The sequence below is a fragment of the uncultured Parabacteroides sp. genome (assembly GCF_947855115.1).
Taxonomy (GTDB): domain Bacteria; phylum Bacteroidota; class Bacteroidia; order Bacteroidales; family Tannerellaceae; genus Parabacteroides.
In genome coordinates this window covers 1-14,982 of the sequence record NZ_CANTZW010000021.1, presented here as the reverse complement: position 1 = coordinate 14,982, position 14,982 = coordinate 1, and the positions used below count along the sequence as shown (strand labels likewise).

Annotated in this window: 9 protein-coding genes; all 9 read right to left on the bottom strand. The window is 44.8% G+C overall.

What is annotated here, in order from left to right; genetic code table 11:
• Positions 1–7 precede the first annotated feature (7 nt).
• Positions 8–1,108 carry a HAMP domain-containing sensor histidine kinase gene (locus tag Q0110_RS12775; RefSeq protein ID WP_297906884.1) on the bottom strand — a complete coding sequence of 367 codons (1,101 nt, stop codon included), beginning with the start codon at positions 1,106–1,108 and terminating at the stop codon, positions 8–10.
• A gap of 15 nt (positions 1,109–1,123) precedes the next feature.
• Positions 1,124–2,920, bottom strand: coding sequence for a TonB-dependent receptor (locus Q0110_RS12770; protein ID WP_297906881.1), 1,797 nt, complete (start codon positions 2,918–2,920; stop codon positions 1,124–1,126).
• 9 nt (positions 2,921–2,929) lie between these two features.
• Positions 2,930–5,929: a tetratricopeptide repeat protein gene (locus Q0110_RS12765; RefSeq protein ID WP_297906878.1), complete on the bottom strand. Its 3,000-nt coding sequence runs from the start codon at positions 5,927–5,929 to the stop codon at positions 2,930–2,932.
• A gap of 306 nt (positions 5,930–6,235) precedes the next feature.
• Positions 6,236–6,763: an NUDIX domain-containing protein gene (locus tag Q0110_RS12760; RefSeq protein ID WP_297906875.1), complete on the bottom strand. Its 528-nt coding sequence runs from the start codon at positions 6,761–6,763 to the stop codon at positions 6,236–6,238.
• A gap of 103 nt (positions 6,764–6,866) precedes the next feature.
• A complete protein-coding gene (locus tag Q0110_RS12755; protein ID WP_297906872.1) occupies positions 6,867–7,853 on the bottom strand; it encodes an ROK family protein in 987 nt (328 codons plus the stop codon).
• Positions 7,854–8,021: 168 nt separating this feature from the next.
• Complete coding sequence (locus tag Q0110_RS12750) at positions 8,022–8,399, bottom strand: VOC family protein (protein ID WP_297906870.1); 378 nt, start codon at positions 8,397–8,399, stop codon at positions 8,022–8,024.
• Positions 8,400–8,446: 47 nt separating this feature from the next.
• Positions 8,447–9,169 (bottom strand): MBL fold metallo-hydrolase, encoded by a 723-nt coding sequence (locus Q0110_RS12745; RefSeq protein WP_297907007.1) that lies wholly within the window; start codon positions 9,167–9,169, stop codon positions 8,447–8,449.
• Positions 9,170–9,331: 162 nt separating this feature from the next.
• Positions 9,332–11,179: a RagB/SusD family nutrient uptake outer membrane protein gene (locus tag Q0110_RS12740; RefSeq protein ID WP_297906867.1), complete on the bottom strand. Its 1,848-nt coding sequence runs from the start codon at positions 11,177–11,179 to the stop codon at positions 9,332–9,334.
• 46 nt (positions 11,180–11,225) lie between these two features.
• Positions 11,226–14,606, bottom strand: a complete 3,381-nt coding sequence (locus Q0110_RS12735; RefSeq protein ID WP_297906864.1) for a TonB-dependent receptor — start codon at positions 14,604–14,606, stop codon at positions 11,226–11,228.
• Between the last annotated feature and the right edge of the window lie 376 nt (positions 14,607–14,982).

Here is a 14,982-nt window from a genome sequence, read left to right as displayed (position 1 = left end):
TCCTTTCCTAGCTATAAATAGGCAACGTAACCGTAACTTCCGTATATTTATCTTTCTCCGACTCGATAGCGATCGTCCCTTTATGGTTCAACACAACTTCACGGCTGAGGTAAAGTCCTGTGCCCGCCGCCTCCGCTGTCGGCTTGGTTGTAAAGAAAGGAGAAAATACCTTTGACTTTATCGTTTCTTCTATGCCAACACCATTATCTCGAATCACCACTTGCAACTTATCTGCCTGAATACGCAATACCAACGAGACAGAAGGCTGATAACCCGGCTCTCCCGCTTTTTTCAAGACCGCGTATATACTATTATCCAATATCTGTAGCAACGCTTTCCCCATCTGATCGATATTCACCTCGATCGTCAGCGGTACGGAAAGCCCCGAGAATGATATATTTACTCGATTCCTCTCGATCTCCTTCGCGTAATTCTTCCGCAATATATCCAGATTGACCTTACACAGATCATTGATATCCACGCAAGTACGATTCACGGAATGATCTCTCAGCAATTCCTCCATCGCTTTCACGATCCGCACCGTATTATCGCCATGCTTGGCAATCTTATCCAGATTACCCGTCAAAAGCACCAACAACTCTTGCGTATCATTATAATTATCGTGCTTACCGGTCTTTTCATCCTCGTCGATATTCTGCTTGATGTCTTTCGCCAAGGAGGTAGACAAATGGGCGAAGTTGTTGATGTAGTTCAACGGATTCAAGATGCGGTCTACCAGCCCTTTTGTCAATTGGCCGATCGAGGCCAGACGTTCTTTGCGAACCAGCTCGTCTTGAGCGTCTGCCAAGGCAGAAAGCGCCCGAGACAGTTTCTCCGATTCCGCTTGCATCGCGTCTCGCTGAAAACGCAACTCCATTGTACGCTGCTCAACGAGATTAGACACAAACTGCCTTTTCCGCAAACAAAATTGCGTATAATACTTTAACAGGAATAGAAGGACTACGGCTCCCACCAAATAATAGACCAGTTCTTCCTTCCTCTGGTAAACCGCCAAGGCGATCCACGCCGTCCCGATTACGGTCAGCGTCTCGATCACCCGTATCCTCCAGCGAAGGCTTTCCAGTTGTTTGATATTTATGTCGCTCATCCTTCCGTTCGCATATTAAAAATTGATATTCACTCCGATCATCGCGCTAAAGCTCTGCAAAGGGTAACCATAATATACCTCGTACTTCTGGCAAAGGATATTATTCAGTTTGGCATAAACACCGAAGGTATCATTGAAAGTATAAGTACCAGTCAGGTTCAACTCATTGATGTTGTTCATCTTATATTCTCCGGCACCATCCAATTGGGTATAACGTCCGGTAGCCAGATAATAATCCAATAAAACGGAGAGGTTCTTTACCGGACGGACCGTCAAGCCCGCAGTCACCTCCATCTCCGGTTTGCCCCAAGCATGTTCCAGCTCTCCATTAACCTTCCCTCCGATCCAGGTATCACCGAAGTTCGCTTTCCAATTATTATAGACTCCCTTCAAAGAGATATCAAACAACTGTTGATAACTATATTTCAAGTTAGCGCCAATAAAAAGCTGTTTCGTATCGATATCATACATCGCCTCACAGAAATTCCCGAAATGATCCCTATTATAAACTCTCGACGGCAAGAAAAGCACATCGCTACTGGTTATCTTATAACCGGCGAACACATCGAACCAAAATCCCGGAGCCACGCCGCTCTTAATACCCAGAATCGCGTCCAACCAATTACGAGACGGAGCGATCTCTTCCGTCGGGTTTACATAACGGTTCACCAAAGAGGTCTCATACATGCTATTGGAATATAACTTACCGCCAGCATTTAAATAGAGCAAAGTCTTATCCGCGACCTCTATATCTGCCGCTATATTAGGCGAGGCCATGAACTTACTGTCATCGCCGGTCACCAGCATCACGTTGGCACCCAATTTCAGGTTCCAGCTATCCCCCTCGACTTTATAATAAGGAGAAAGGGTTACCTCCGCATGGTTCTCAAACTCATAGGTATAATAGTCTCCCTTCGAAGTCTTCTTTTTTCCGGGCAGGCTATAATTAAAATACTCAACCTGTCCACCCAGACCAATCTTCATATCACCGTTAAAACCGGCGTTCAAGTCAAACTTAGCGTCGAAGGTATGTTCCGTAGGACCATCCGCAGGTTTACCCAATCCGTATTTATGAGAGAAATTTATATAACCCAAATCCAGCAAGTACCCGAATGCGGCATCTTCCTTCGACTCAAATCCGATATTGGCGGCTATCGTCTGGTTCACTTGGTTGGTTTCCCGATCCGCTCTATCTAATAACCCCACGTTCGCGGTTGATGTCACGTCAATAGGCAACCCGTAGTAATTAAACGCAGAATAACCATACTTCGCGCCAATACTAAACACCGTCTTATCAAAAACATGCCTGAAGTTGATACCCCCCAGATTATCGTTGAGCTTCGCCTTTACCTTCTCGTCGTCCAATTGGATATACTTCACGTTCCCATTCGTGGAACGATGCGAATACCAAACATTCAACTGATTCTTCTCGGTACTCAAGATATGATAGCCCACGTCTCCGTTCATATTCAGATACGTGCCGATACCAAAATTGAAATATCCCCGACGCTTGTTGTAATCCATTTGCGTCATGATATTTCCGGAAGGCAACAAGCTGATCTCCTTCCGCGGATCAGCGGCGATCGTATAGTCCGAGTAATCGATCGGGATCTTACGCACCTCCGGTTCTTTTACCACGGGAAGCGTATTTACCTTGCTGGCATCCTGTACGGAAGGATCATACTCCCGCTCAAGCGTCATCTCTCGGTTCAGGTTCTTTTCTTTCGTGACATCCTCTTGCGCGCTCGCGGCAGCAGCCGAACCCAGCAAAGCTACCACACACAACGCCTTTACATTATATATAGTCTTCATCGCTTTCTTTTATTTCTTTAGTTTACCCAATCTGTCTTCGATCATCGCGGCGATCTCGTCATCGCCCTTATAGTTGTTTTGCAAACTGGTCAGATATTGACGAGCCTGGAAATCATCGCCCTGGCGGATATAAATATCAGCCAACAAGATAAATCCCCTCGCCAACCAATATTGGTGAGGCGTACCATTCTCGATGAAGTTCATCAAGACTGTCTCGGCGTTCTTGTCATCCTTATTATCATAATACAATTGAGCCAACAGATATTTAGCCTCTGCCCCATGCACCGTACGGGTATCCTTGCTAATCTCTTTCAAGTCGGCCAACGCCTTATTCTCCTGCTCCAAGCTGATATAAGCCTTCGCACGCACATAACGGGCCTCGGACATGATCTCGGGAGACAGTTTCGGTTCCTTCAACAGATCGTTGGCGGCAAGCAAAGCCTCTTGCGGTTGCCCGGTCAATTCGGCGCAACGCATCAGGCCCAACTTAGCGGCCTCTTTATTCTCCGGGTTTTCCGCTACCGCCAGCAAACGCTTGAAACTTTCCATAGCGGCGGTGTAATCCTTATCCAGATACTCGATCTCGGCTTTACGGGCCCAAGACTCTTCCTTGAATTTCGTATCACCGCTTTCCAATACCAACGAATACAAACGTTTCGCCTCCTCATATTCATTCTTGGCGAAAGCGATACTTGCCAAATAGAAATTGGCGTTCGAGCTAAACGCTCCCTGCGGGAATGTTTGCAAATAATTCGTCAAACTACGACGAGCCCCCTCATTATCGCCTCGCATAAATAACTTCTCGGCCGCCAGATAGGTCAAGGAATCCTGCTCGCTTACCTCGAAGCGGATATTTCCACCCAATGAGTTCGCATAAGCGGCGAACGAGTTGATATCGTTCAGCTCGATATACACGGACTTCAAGTCTTGCAAGGCCACTTTTGCTTCCTCGCTACCCGGATAGTTACTAATCACCGCCTTATAAGCCTCGGCAGCTTTCTCCGGTTGGTTGTCGTTGAAATAAATCAAACCTAGCTGTACGCCGGCTTTACGGGCCAGACTGCTTTGCGGGAAATCGCGTACCAACTGTTCAAAAGTTGTCGCGGCCGCTTGGTTGTTGTCCAGCAACACATAAGAACGTCCCTTCTCGAACAAGGCATCGTCTACATATTGCGATTCAGGGAACTCACGGATCAGACGATCCATCACGCTGATCTTTCCCTTATAATCTTTCTGCAATCCCAGCAGGAAGCCTTTCTGATATACCGAATAATCTCCGGCAGATGGTTGCAATTGCGCCGCCCGGGTATAATTCTCTTCCGCCATAGCGAACTGGCGGTTGTGGAACAAGCAATCGCCGATACGATTATAAGCGTCCGCATACGCCGGAGTCTGCTGATTGCTCTCCAGATTCACGTATTGACGGAAACGATTCAACGCCTCGCTATAGTCTTTCAACTTGAAGTAACTGTAACCTAAGTTATAATGCGCCAAAGCATACATATCCGTATCGCGCCTGCGGGTATTATTCAAATAAGTGCGATAATCGGAAATCGCCTGGTTATATTCTCCTTGTCGATAGTAAGACTCACCGCGCCAGAAATAAGCGTCGTTGCGAGATTCCAGGTTATAAGCGCCCAACGAGATCGAGCGGCTGAAAAGATCGACCGCCTTGTCTAATTCCATATTCGTGAACGCTTGTGTTCCTAACTGGAACAAGATATCTTGCTTCGCCTCCAGTATCTTCGTGCTCGGATGCTTGATCTTCTCGATAGAGTTTAAAGCCGCTTGATAATTCTTGGTAGTCAGATAAACCTCTACCAGATAATCGTTTACCTTATCGGCATATTTGGAATTCGGGAAATCATTCAGGAAATCCTCGAAGATCGTCACCGACTCGCCAAAGCCGGTGAAAGCTGTCTCGTGGATCAATAGCGCATAATTATACATAGCCGCCTCCTTCACTTGCTTGTCGAAAGATGAAGTAGCGGCAGACTCGAAGGCCATACGAGCGTTATTTTTATCTTTCAGTCGCAAATAGCTTTGCCCCAGATACAGATAAGCATTCTGCGAAAGGGCGTCGTTCTCACGAACCGTTTGTCCCAAGGCGTTCACGGCGCTACTGTAGTTGCCACTGTTGTAATAGCATACACCCAAGATATATAAATCTCCTCTCAACGGATCATTCGTGGAGGATACATATTTACTCAACATCTTGATTGCCTGCTCCTCATTTCCCAGATGATAGAAAGCGTTACCCATGACACGGTATACCTCGCCATTGTTCTCGCTATCCGGATAAGAGGCAAGCAATTCCCGGCCTTCGCTGACTACTTTCTCGTATTTATTCTGGATAAAATAAATTTGCGTGATATAGTATAAAGATTGTTTCCTATAATCGGGTAAATCTTTCAAGCGGGTAAATTCCACCAAAGCGTTGTTGTATTTACCGGTCGCGTAATCGATATAAGCGACATAATAGGTAGAGGCTTCCCGGTATTTCGTCCCGATTTGCTCGATCCGAGCGAAATAACCACGGGCCTTATCCATATCCCCGGTTTGCAACAAGGAGTATGCCAGACGAAAACAATAGGTTTCCTGTTGCTCCAGGCTCAGCATATCGATATCCGACTCATTAAACCAGAAGATCGCTTTTTGATATTCCTCCTTCCCGAAATGGGCCGAACCGATCAAGAAGCTCACCTCGTCCGCATGGCGGGAATCAGGGTACACATCCAGGTAATCTTTCAATAACTCTACGGCATTGGGACGGCCTTGCTCATAAGCGGAGTAGACCAGCATATAATCGGCTTCCTGAATCAAGTCGGCATCCGTGGAATGTTGTTTATACGCTTCCAATTTATCGATGCAACCTGAATAATTCTTCAAACTAAACAACTCCTTGCCCTCGACAAACAAACGGTTTGGCGCATCAAACTGATACGATCTTTGCCCGCTTGCCATGTGGCTGCCTACTACCAGACACAGCGGAATAAGTATTCTTTTCATCACTCATTTGCTTTTTAATACAGGCACTTACATCAGTGCCTATTCGTTCTAAATCGCAAATATAAGGAATATGCGCCAAACAGAAGGTAAGTTATAATTAATATATCACAAGATTTACGGATTTACCGCTCCAAGTGTAACGCCATTCCATAAGCTTCCCTTTGCCTCACCCGGAAAACGTACCAGTTTTCCCTAGAGGAAACTATAGTTTCTATTAGAAGAAACTGTAGTTTCCATAGCAAGAAACCACAGTTTCCCGCACAAGAAATTGAGGAGAACCGCAATATGTTAATAATCAATATTCTATTATATAAGATAAGATTGTTTATACAAAGGGATGGCTCGCTGTATGGAATGGAGTCCGAAATCTGCCGGATTCATATCCTCCGGACGGAGGATCACGATCTCGGCGGCATCGTCTTCCGCATGTACGTTGTTGAAGTTATCCACCAGACACTCGTAAAACATGTCTAGCGTATGTACCTCAAAGCCGGAATACATATACAAATTAGGCAGGGAAAACAAATAACGGCAATCTTGGATTCGCAATCCCGTCTCTTCCCTTACTTCCCGACAAGCGGCCTCCTCTCCCGACTCAAACATATCCACAAAGCCTCCGGGCAAATCCAGCGTACCTTTAGCCGGCTCTTTCCCACGACGTACCAGCAACAGATTTCCTCTCGCGTCTTTTATAAAACAAGCGACGGCCGACGACGGATTGAAATAATAGACAAAACCACATACCAAGCATTTTTTCGCCTTCTCATTATGCTCCACAAAAGACTTTGCCCCACAAACCGGGCAAAACTGAAACTGATAGAACGGATGTCTCATACACTATGATTATAATTCGATTAAAAAACAACAAGCCGCACCTTAACAGATGCGGCTTGCCTTATTATACTTCTATTTCTCTCGTAATTCACGGAAAACAGGATCAGACTTCCAGACCTGCGCTTTGATCTCTTACTTCCCAACCCAAAGCACTTGCTCCTAAAACGGCAGCGTCGCTCTCTTTTAATTGAGAGAATAATAATTTAGTCTTACCTGCGTATACTTTCAACATATTCTTCTCCATCGCACGCTTAATCGGATTCATGATCAAATCGCCCGCTTTCGTAAGACCACCAAACAAAATGATAGCCTCCGGACTAGAGAACGCGACGAAATCGGCAAAAGCCTCTCCCAGCATAGAACCGGTAGCCTCGAAAATCTCAAGAGCGATCTTGTCATTCTTCATAGCCGCATCGTATACGTCTTTTGAAGTGATCTCATCCGGATCCAGATCACGAAGGACGCTCTCGTCCTTACGGATCTCCAGATACTCACGAGCCGTGCGAGCTACGCCGGTAGCCGAGGCATAAGCCTCCAAACATCCCTGGCGACCGCAACCGCATTGACGGCCGTTGTTACGACGCATGATAACGTGTCCTAACTCACCCGCGAAACCGTCGTGTCCGTATACTAAGTTACCACCGATTACGATACCGCTACCTACGCCGGTACCCAAAGTGATCACGATAAAATCTTTCATACCGCGAGCGGCTCCATAAGTCATCTCACCGATAGCGGCAGCGTTGGCGTCGTTTGTTAAAGCAACAGGAATACCATCGATCTGTTCACTGATCAATTGAGCCAAAGGAATTTTACCTTTCCAAGGCAAATTCGGGGCGAATTCGATACATCCGTTGAAAAAGTTTCCGTTCGGAGCACCTACACCCACACCTTTTATCTTGTCCGGACCACCGGCCTGATCAATAACAGATTTCAATCCTTTAGCCAGTTCTGCGACATAGTCATTAATGTCCGCATATTTACCCGTCTTAATTGATCCACTATACAAGATTGTTCCTCTTGCGTCAACTACCCCAAAAACAGTGTTGGTACCACCTATATCGATACCTACTACATAAGGCTTCTCCATGATTTTATATTTAGGATTAATAATGATTTTCTTCTTTCTGGGTAGCAAATATAAGAGGTTTAACACAAGTTGCAATACGATTTGAAGAAAATTTTACAGATTCCTGTCATTTTATCTTCTTTTTCCAAAAACTTATGTTAAGCAACATTGTTCTATAATAATAGGGAATTATCGCAACGGTAATATCTCGATCCAATAGTCATCCGGATCATTAATAAAATATAATCCCATCTCGGTATTCTCGAAACAAACCGCTCCCATTTCCTTGTGGTATTCGTGCGCCTCGTCATAGTCGCCAGCTACCCGGAAACAGAGATGGCTCTCATTATCTCCTAGTTCATAAGGTTCTTTCCGGTCGCGCAGCCAAGTCAGTTCCAACAAGAAACCGGTCTGCTCATCCGTTAAATAAACCAAGATAAAAGAACCGTCTTCCGCTACTTTACGATGATGTTCTTTCAATCCTAACGCTTTATTATAAAAAGCGATACTTTTCTCCAAATCCAACACATTAATATTGAAATGGTCAAATCTGCCTTTAATTTCCATACCTAAATAATTTTATATGTTTTTAAAAACCTATACATTAATATATGTCATATATCGGTGCCTTCACCCGGTACGGACAGAACGACATACCGGCAACCTTTCGATTCGGCATACGGGGCAAAAGCCATGACTTCCGCCGGACGTTCCCAAAAATGCATCGGAACAAAGATACCGGTCTTTATCCGATCGACAAATTGCTGGGCGCCTCGCATAAAATCGGTCCCTAAACGAGGGTCTACCGGAAACATGGCAACATCCATCGCCTGCGTATATCTCGCTATCATATCCAGTTCTTTCAGATAATTTCCTTCTGCCTCCGCTACTTCCCGCGGCGTAGACTCATCTTTCCAATGCCAATTATTCAAGTCTCCGGCATGAAAGATCCGTTTTCCTTGCGCCTCGATCAAAAAAGAGATACCTACATCGGTTGATCCGAATGCCCTAATCGTTAAATGTTCATCTTGGTAGATATCTCCTTTCTTCATGTAAAAGGCATCCTCGGCTTTCGCACGGCGGCGCTTCAGAATATCCTTGGAGAAAACATATTTGATATCCTTTTTCTCCTCTTTCCATTTCAACACGTCCGGATTAAAATGATCCGGATGGAAATGCGACGCCAATACGTACAACGTACCCGGACGCTTTAATAACTCCCCGCATACAAATCCATTTGCCGGATCTGCGTTCGTATCCTTGAAATAATCGATCAAGATCGAGAAGCCTTCTGCCTCCACTACGAATCCGCTATGATAAATATACACTAGTCTCATCATGTTTCTCCTTGTTTACCTAAAAACATCGAAATCCTCCGGGTTGTTGACTTCACGCCGCAAATATACGAAAGCCTTCAAAAAACATGAAATGGTTTGCTTAAAACTAAAAACGGCCAGGCATGCGAGATGCCCGGCCGATATAGATTATTAACCCCTGATTTATTTCCAATTCTCATTCTGGACCAAAACGCCTTCCATAGTCACGATCTGATCGTTCGGGATCGGCAGAGTCACCCATTTAGCGTTATAGACGCTGTTGGCAAACTTTCCGAGATACTTTTTCTCGTAAGCGATATAATTACTTATCTCGTCGTACACTATACCCCAACGAGCCAAGTCATACCAACGATGCCCCTCCATCGCCAACTCCAATTTACGCTCGAAACGTAAAGCAGCCCAAGCCCCCTCTTTGCTGTTGAATTGTGAATCCGGATATAGACCTACACGGTAATTAGCGGCGGCGTTCGAATCTACTTTCCCGTTCACTTTATCATCTAAGACATAAGAGGTAGAAGTCGGCAACATCGTGGCAGCGTCAACTCCTTTCACATACGAGTTAGCCGCACGAGCACGTACCCGGTTTATATAATTTCCGGCCTCCTTATAATTTCCATCGTGGATTAAAACTTCCGCATACCAAAGCAAGACATCCGCATAACGGATCAAATGATAATTCTTGGCCGTAGAACTCGTCTCCGTCGAAACGCTCGTACCTCCTTTATCGGCCTTTTTCGGTTGCCGTTTCTTATTCATATAAGGACCGCCATTCGCAATATCACGTACCCAGCCATCCAATATAGAAGGAACCGCCCAGTCCCAATAGGGAACCTCGAAACGACCGGTACTGATATCCAGGCGGGGATCGGTATAAACCTCCAAATCCGTATGCGGGATATTATCCGTCAAAGTTGTCAATGTTGGTTTATCTTGATATGACCTATCCAGATACGGCAAACCGCTCTCGTTTACGATATGCGAGTTCACCAATTCATAGGAAGGCTGGTAGAATCCCCAACCGGACGTACCCATACCCCCCGGAGGAGCCGTATGCCATGAACCTTCGATAGAGTTTGTGATTACCTGAGAACCGGAGATAGTCCGTTGTATATCGAACACGGATTCACCGCTCCAATCGGCGCTACCAGCCGTAAACAGTTCCTCATAAGTATCCGCCAAGTCATATTTCGTGCCATTATTATCTTGTCCATTCGCGATAATAGTCTCCAATAAAGCCCTCGCATCTGCCCAATGATCGGAAGTACCATTCGTTCCGTTATAGGGAGAGGATTGATACAATCTCAGTTTCGCCAAGAAAGCGGCAGCCGCCCATTTATTGACACGTCCTTTATCGCTCGACCAAACGTCCGGCAAATTGTCATAAGCGAATTGTAGATCCTCGGCGACCTTATCCCAAATGTAAATATAGTTACCAGACTCATCCACATTGGAGACTTTCGGGTTCACATCACTAACGAATTCCTCGCTACCTACGTAAGGGATAGCGGCCCCGAACAACTTCATCCCCTCAAAATGCCAGAATCCTCGGAAGAACCGGGCTTGAGCGATCGCTTCGGTATAAAAGTCTTTCGACACACCCTTTACCGAGGAAAGCTCGTCTTTGATTTTCTCAATCATATTAATCACGTTGTTCGCACGGTAGACTCCTTCGTAAACCACTTTCCACTTTGTATTCAAATATCCGTTGTCCGTAGTGATCGCATACGTCTCCAGATTCGTGAAATCAGACTGGTCTGTAAACGTAGATCCTTTATTAGCGCTTCCACCCAGTACGTCGCCATAGGCATAATTGGTCAAAGGAGCCGCAAAATACTCCTGCGTAAGCATAGACGAATACATTCCCGTAATCGCATAATTTATGCCTTCCTGATTCAGTAACTCTTCTTCACTTACCGCACCTACCGGTTTCACATCCAAAAAGTCCGAGCAAGAACTCATCGTTCCCAGCGAAGACACCACTAATATTGAATATATAAATAGTCTTTTCATACTGTTTTTTTTAATCGTTATCAATACCCTTTATCGAAATTCCTTTCTAGAAAGAAATATTCACGCCTAAAATGAACTGGCGTGGCATGCCATAAGAACCATAGTCGATACCTTTCATCATATCATTACTGTTATCTCCATTATTGCTACGGACCTCCGGGTCTAAGCCTGAATAACCCGTCAATGTAAATACATTCGATACTTGGCCGTAAATACGGATCTTCTCAAATTTGATCTTATTCAAGATACTCTTCGGCAACGTATAACCGAGTGTCAATGTCTGCATACGCAAGTATGAGCCGTCCTCAATATAAGTAGAATTAGACTCGTTGGCCGCCTCTGTACCTTCATTAGACGTACCAGCCCACAATGGATAGATTCCATCCGGATTCGTGACGGGATCCCAAGAATTATCCACACGGTCTTTAGAGAAGTTACTCTGTAACGCCCCGAAGTGTGTATAATATTGATAATGTTTATACAAATCATTACCCACAGAGAAATAGAGGAAGGTACTTAAATCGAACCCTTTCCAACCGAGACTGAGATTCACGCCTCCCGTGAAGTCCGGGTGAGGGTTACCGATAATCGTGCGGTCTTCCGCTCCAATCTTCCCATCTCCGTTCACGTCGCGAATTTTATAACGCCCTACCCATGATTGGGGATTCAAACTGGCCTCGTCTGCCACGGCATACGGCAAGATCGTTTTACCATCCGCAGTCTTATAGTTCAATACATCTTGTTCGCTTGTATAAATTCCATCTACCTGATAACCATAAAACATCGCGACCGGTTGGCCTACCGTAGTAATGTTCACTTTACTCAAACGCGTATTCGTAAACAGATCCGAGGAGCCTAGTTTGGTCACCTTATTTCGATAGGTCGAAATATTAGCGTTTACCGAGTAGCTAAAATCACCCACCTTGTCTCTCCAACCTACACTGAAATCAAGTCCTTTATTCTGCATATCGCCGATATTGATCTTTGGCTTTGTCGCGTTACCGGCTAAAGCGGACCAGTTTGCGTCTACCAACAAATCGGAAGTCTTTTTGATGTAATAGTCTAAACTTCCAGTCAAACGATTATTCAAAGCGGTTACGTCTAAACCGACATTAAACATCTTGGTTGTTTCCCACTTGGCATTCACATCTCCCAGGTTAGAGATCGCATAGCCCGGAGACGCACCAGAGTCTGCCCCCGTAATTCCATATAAATAATCATTCCCGGTCGCATATTGAAACGCATAATTATAGGCGCCAATATTGGAGTTGCCAGTTGTACCATACCCCAAACGAACCTTTAAATCGTCCAGCCACGAACGTGTTTTTTCCATGAAGAACTCATCCGACATACGCCAACCTAAAGAAACAGAAGGGAAAGTTCCCCAACGATTATCCTCACCAAAGCGAGAAGAAGCGTCCCGACGTACCGTAACGGTAGCTAAATATTTACCTTTGTAGGAATAATCGCCACGGAAAAACATGCCAAACATCGTACTTTTGTCAAACATTTTTCCCTCATTCTTCATATTATCGGACGAACCGTTATTCAATATCCATGTATTAGGATTATTCTCGAAGATATAATCATAACGAATGGCTTTCATACTTCGTCCGACACCAAATTTCATGGCTTCCGTACCGATCATAAATGTCACGTCATGATCATCGTTGAATTTGGTCTTATAAGTTGCCGTATTGGTCCACTGATAATCCAACCTCCAGTTCGCATTTTCCTCCAAATAATTTTGAGATTGCCCCTCCTTATTAGTAGCGATCGTTTTCTCACTTAACGCCTGGCTCCACATACCCATCAAGCGGACACTGAACTGCGTACGAAGACTTAACCCCTTGATTGGTTTCAACTCCGCAAACGCAGCACTCTGCAATCGCATGAAACGAGTCCAATCGTCCTGCTGGTTCATAGCAGTCTGGTAAGCCGTATTCGCACGTCCACCTTCCGAAGCTTGCGAACCCGCATAATCACCACCTACGTTATAAACAGGTACCCATGGCTGAATCGTATATGTCTGGGCGAATACGTTATCATCTCCCTGACGACCACGCTCACCTCCCATTTCCATTACGGCGACATTAGAATTCTGACCTATCGTAAAGTATTTATTCGCATTATATGTAGAATTAGCGCGCAAAGAATAGCGTTTGAAAAAAGAGGAGATAATCGTTCCCTCCCGGTTCGTATAACCTAAAGATGCAGAATATGTTCCTTTTTCTCCACCTCCTAGTAAAGAGACCTGATGATCTTGCACCTTACCTGTGCGTGTCACCATATCATACCAATTCGTTCCTTCCCTAGCCTCAGCTTCCGAATAACCATCCTCCAGCATCTGATAGTAAGCGGAACGAGACCAAGAGCTACTGCCATCCGGCTTATACGAAGCCACCCATGCGTCTATACTGCCAAATTGGGAGATTACCTGATCTCTCGACAAACCAGACGGTTTAATGGCATAGGGCATCGTCAATTCATCTTTATCATTCAACGAGCCGAATTGAGGATGAGCGGCAGGAGTTTGCCCGCGGTAATCCCGTAAATTTCTCATACCTTGCGCCTGCCATTCCATCGCTTCCCATCCATTCAACAAATCATACCCGCTATTTGCCATTTTCGCCACACCGAAATAGCCATCGTAAGACACGCGTACCCGGCCGCTCTTGGTTCCTTGCTTAGTCGTGATGATAATTACGCCATTCGCACCTTGCGCACCATATATAGCGGTAGCAGAAGCATCTTTCAAAACTTGCAACGACTCTATATCATTCGGGTTAACCGCATCGATATCTACGTTCGAGACACCATCCACAACGATCAACGGGTCCGAACCATTCAATGAACCGACACCACGGATACGAATAGTTGTCTCACCACTGGGACCTCCAGAATTCGAGATATACACGCCGGAAGCCTTTCCTTGCAAGGCCTCGGAGAATGTCGCTACCGGAGTTTCCTTCAATTCCTCCGTAGACACGACAGCGACAGACCCCGTAATGTCTTTTTTCGCTTGAGTACCATAACCGACAACAACCACCTCATCCAAGGCTTGTGTGTCTTCCACTAATTTAATTTTGGCATTGTTCTGGCTATTTTTCAGGGAAATTTCTTGAGTTACATAGCCAATGTAAGATATTACCAATATGGCATTATCCGGTACACCTTCAAGTATAACCCGTCCGTCCATATCGGAAATATTCCCGATAGTTGTTCCCTTTACAAGAACATTCGCTCCAACAATTGGTCCTGCTTTGTCCGAAATAGTGCAAGTGACTCTACGTCCATCTTGTTGTAAGGCATTCCTCCTTACATCTGGTGTTAAATCGCCTGTTTCTGCGGCCATGGCTGGACTTACGCCACAAAGGAATAAAGAGGCTCCTAGAAACACCTGTCTCCAAAATACTACATTACTCATACAACATTAGAATTTAAGGTATAAATCAATTAAAAACCACAATCTAACAGAAAAATGATCTTTTCATATACAATAACATTCCTGAATTCAAAAAATCTCCGAATATTATGGTCTAAATGTTTTTTCATAAACGACTAATCGAAACGATCATTTCTTTTAGTCGTTTGTAAAGGTCTGTTTTTTTTTCGATACATACAACTTTTTGTTGATTTTTTTTTATTTTATCTTATTGCAAATGGGAAGGATACGCTTCAATCTTCCTAAAAAGTTTTCTTTCTCTCAAATATTCTTTTTCTTGTTTTAAAAACGCAAGATTTAAACGATCGTTTTCACTAGTCGTTTTTCCATATTTAAGAAAGAGAGAAAGGAATAGCTT

What these genes read in the sequence shown, in the direction of transcription:
- Q0110_RS12775 (WP_297906884.1), bottom strand. Translation starts at nt 1,108, where the DNA reads ATGAGCGACATAAATATCAAACAACTGGAAAGCCTTCGCTGGAGGATA.
- Q0110_RS12750 (WP_297906870.1), bottom strand. Translation starts at nt 8,399, where the DNA reads ATGGAAATTAAAGGCAGATTTGACCATTTCAATATTAATGTGTTGGAT.
- Q0110_RS12755 (WP_297906872.1), bottom strand. Translation starts at nt 7,853, where the DNA reads ATGGAGAAGCCTTATGTAGTAGGTATCGATATAGGTGGTACCAACACT.
- Q0110_RS12765 (WP_297906878.1), bottom strand. Translation starts at nt 5,929, where the DNA reads ATGAAAAGAATACTTATTCCGCTGTGTCTGGTAGTAGGCAGCCACATG.
- Q0110_RS12735 (WP_297906864.1), bottom strand. Translation starts at nt 14,606, where the DNA reads ATGAGTAATGTAGTATTTTGGAGACAGGTGTTTCTAGGAGCCTCTTTA.
- Q0110_RS12770 (WP_297906881.1), bottom strand. Translation starts at nt 2,920, where the DNA reads ATGAAGACTATATATAATGTAAAGGCGTTGTGTGTGGTAGCTTTGCTG.
- Q0110_RS12760 (WP_297906875.1), bottom strand. Translation starts at nt 6,763, where the DNA reads ATGAGACATCCGTTCTATCAGTTTCAGTTTTGCCCGGTTTGTGGGGCA.
- Q0110_RS12740 (WP_297906867.1), bottom strand. Translation starts at nt 11,179, where the DNA reads ATGAAAAGACTATTTATATATTCAATATTAGTGGTGTCTTCGCTGGGA.
- Q0110_RS12745 (WP_297907007.1), bottom strand. Translation starts at nt 9,169, where the DNA reads ATGAGACTAGTGTATATTTATCATAGCGGATTCGTAGTGGAGGCAGAA.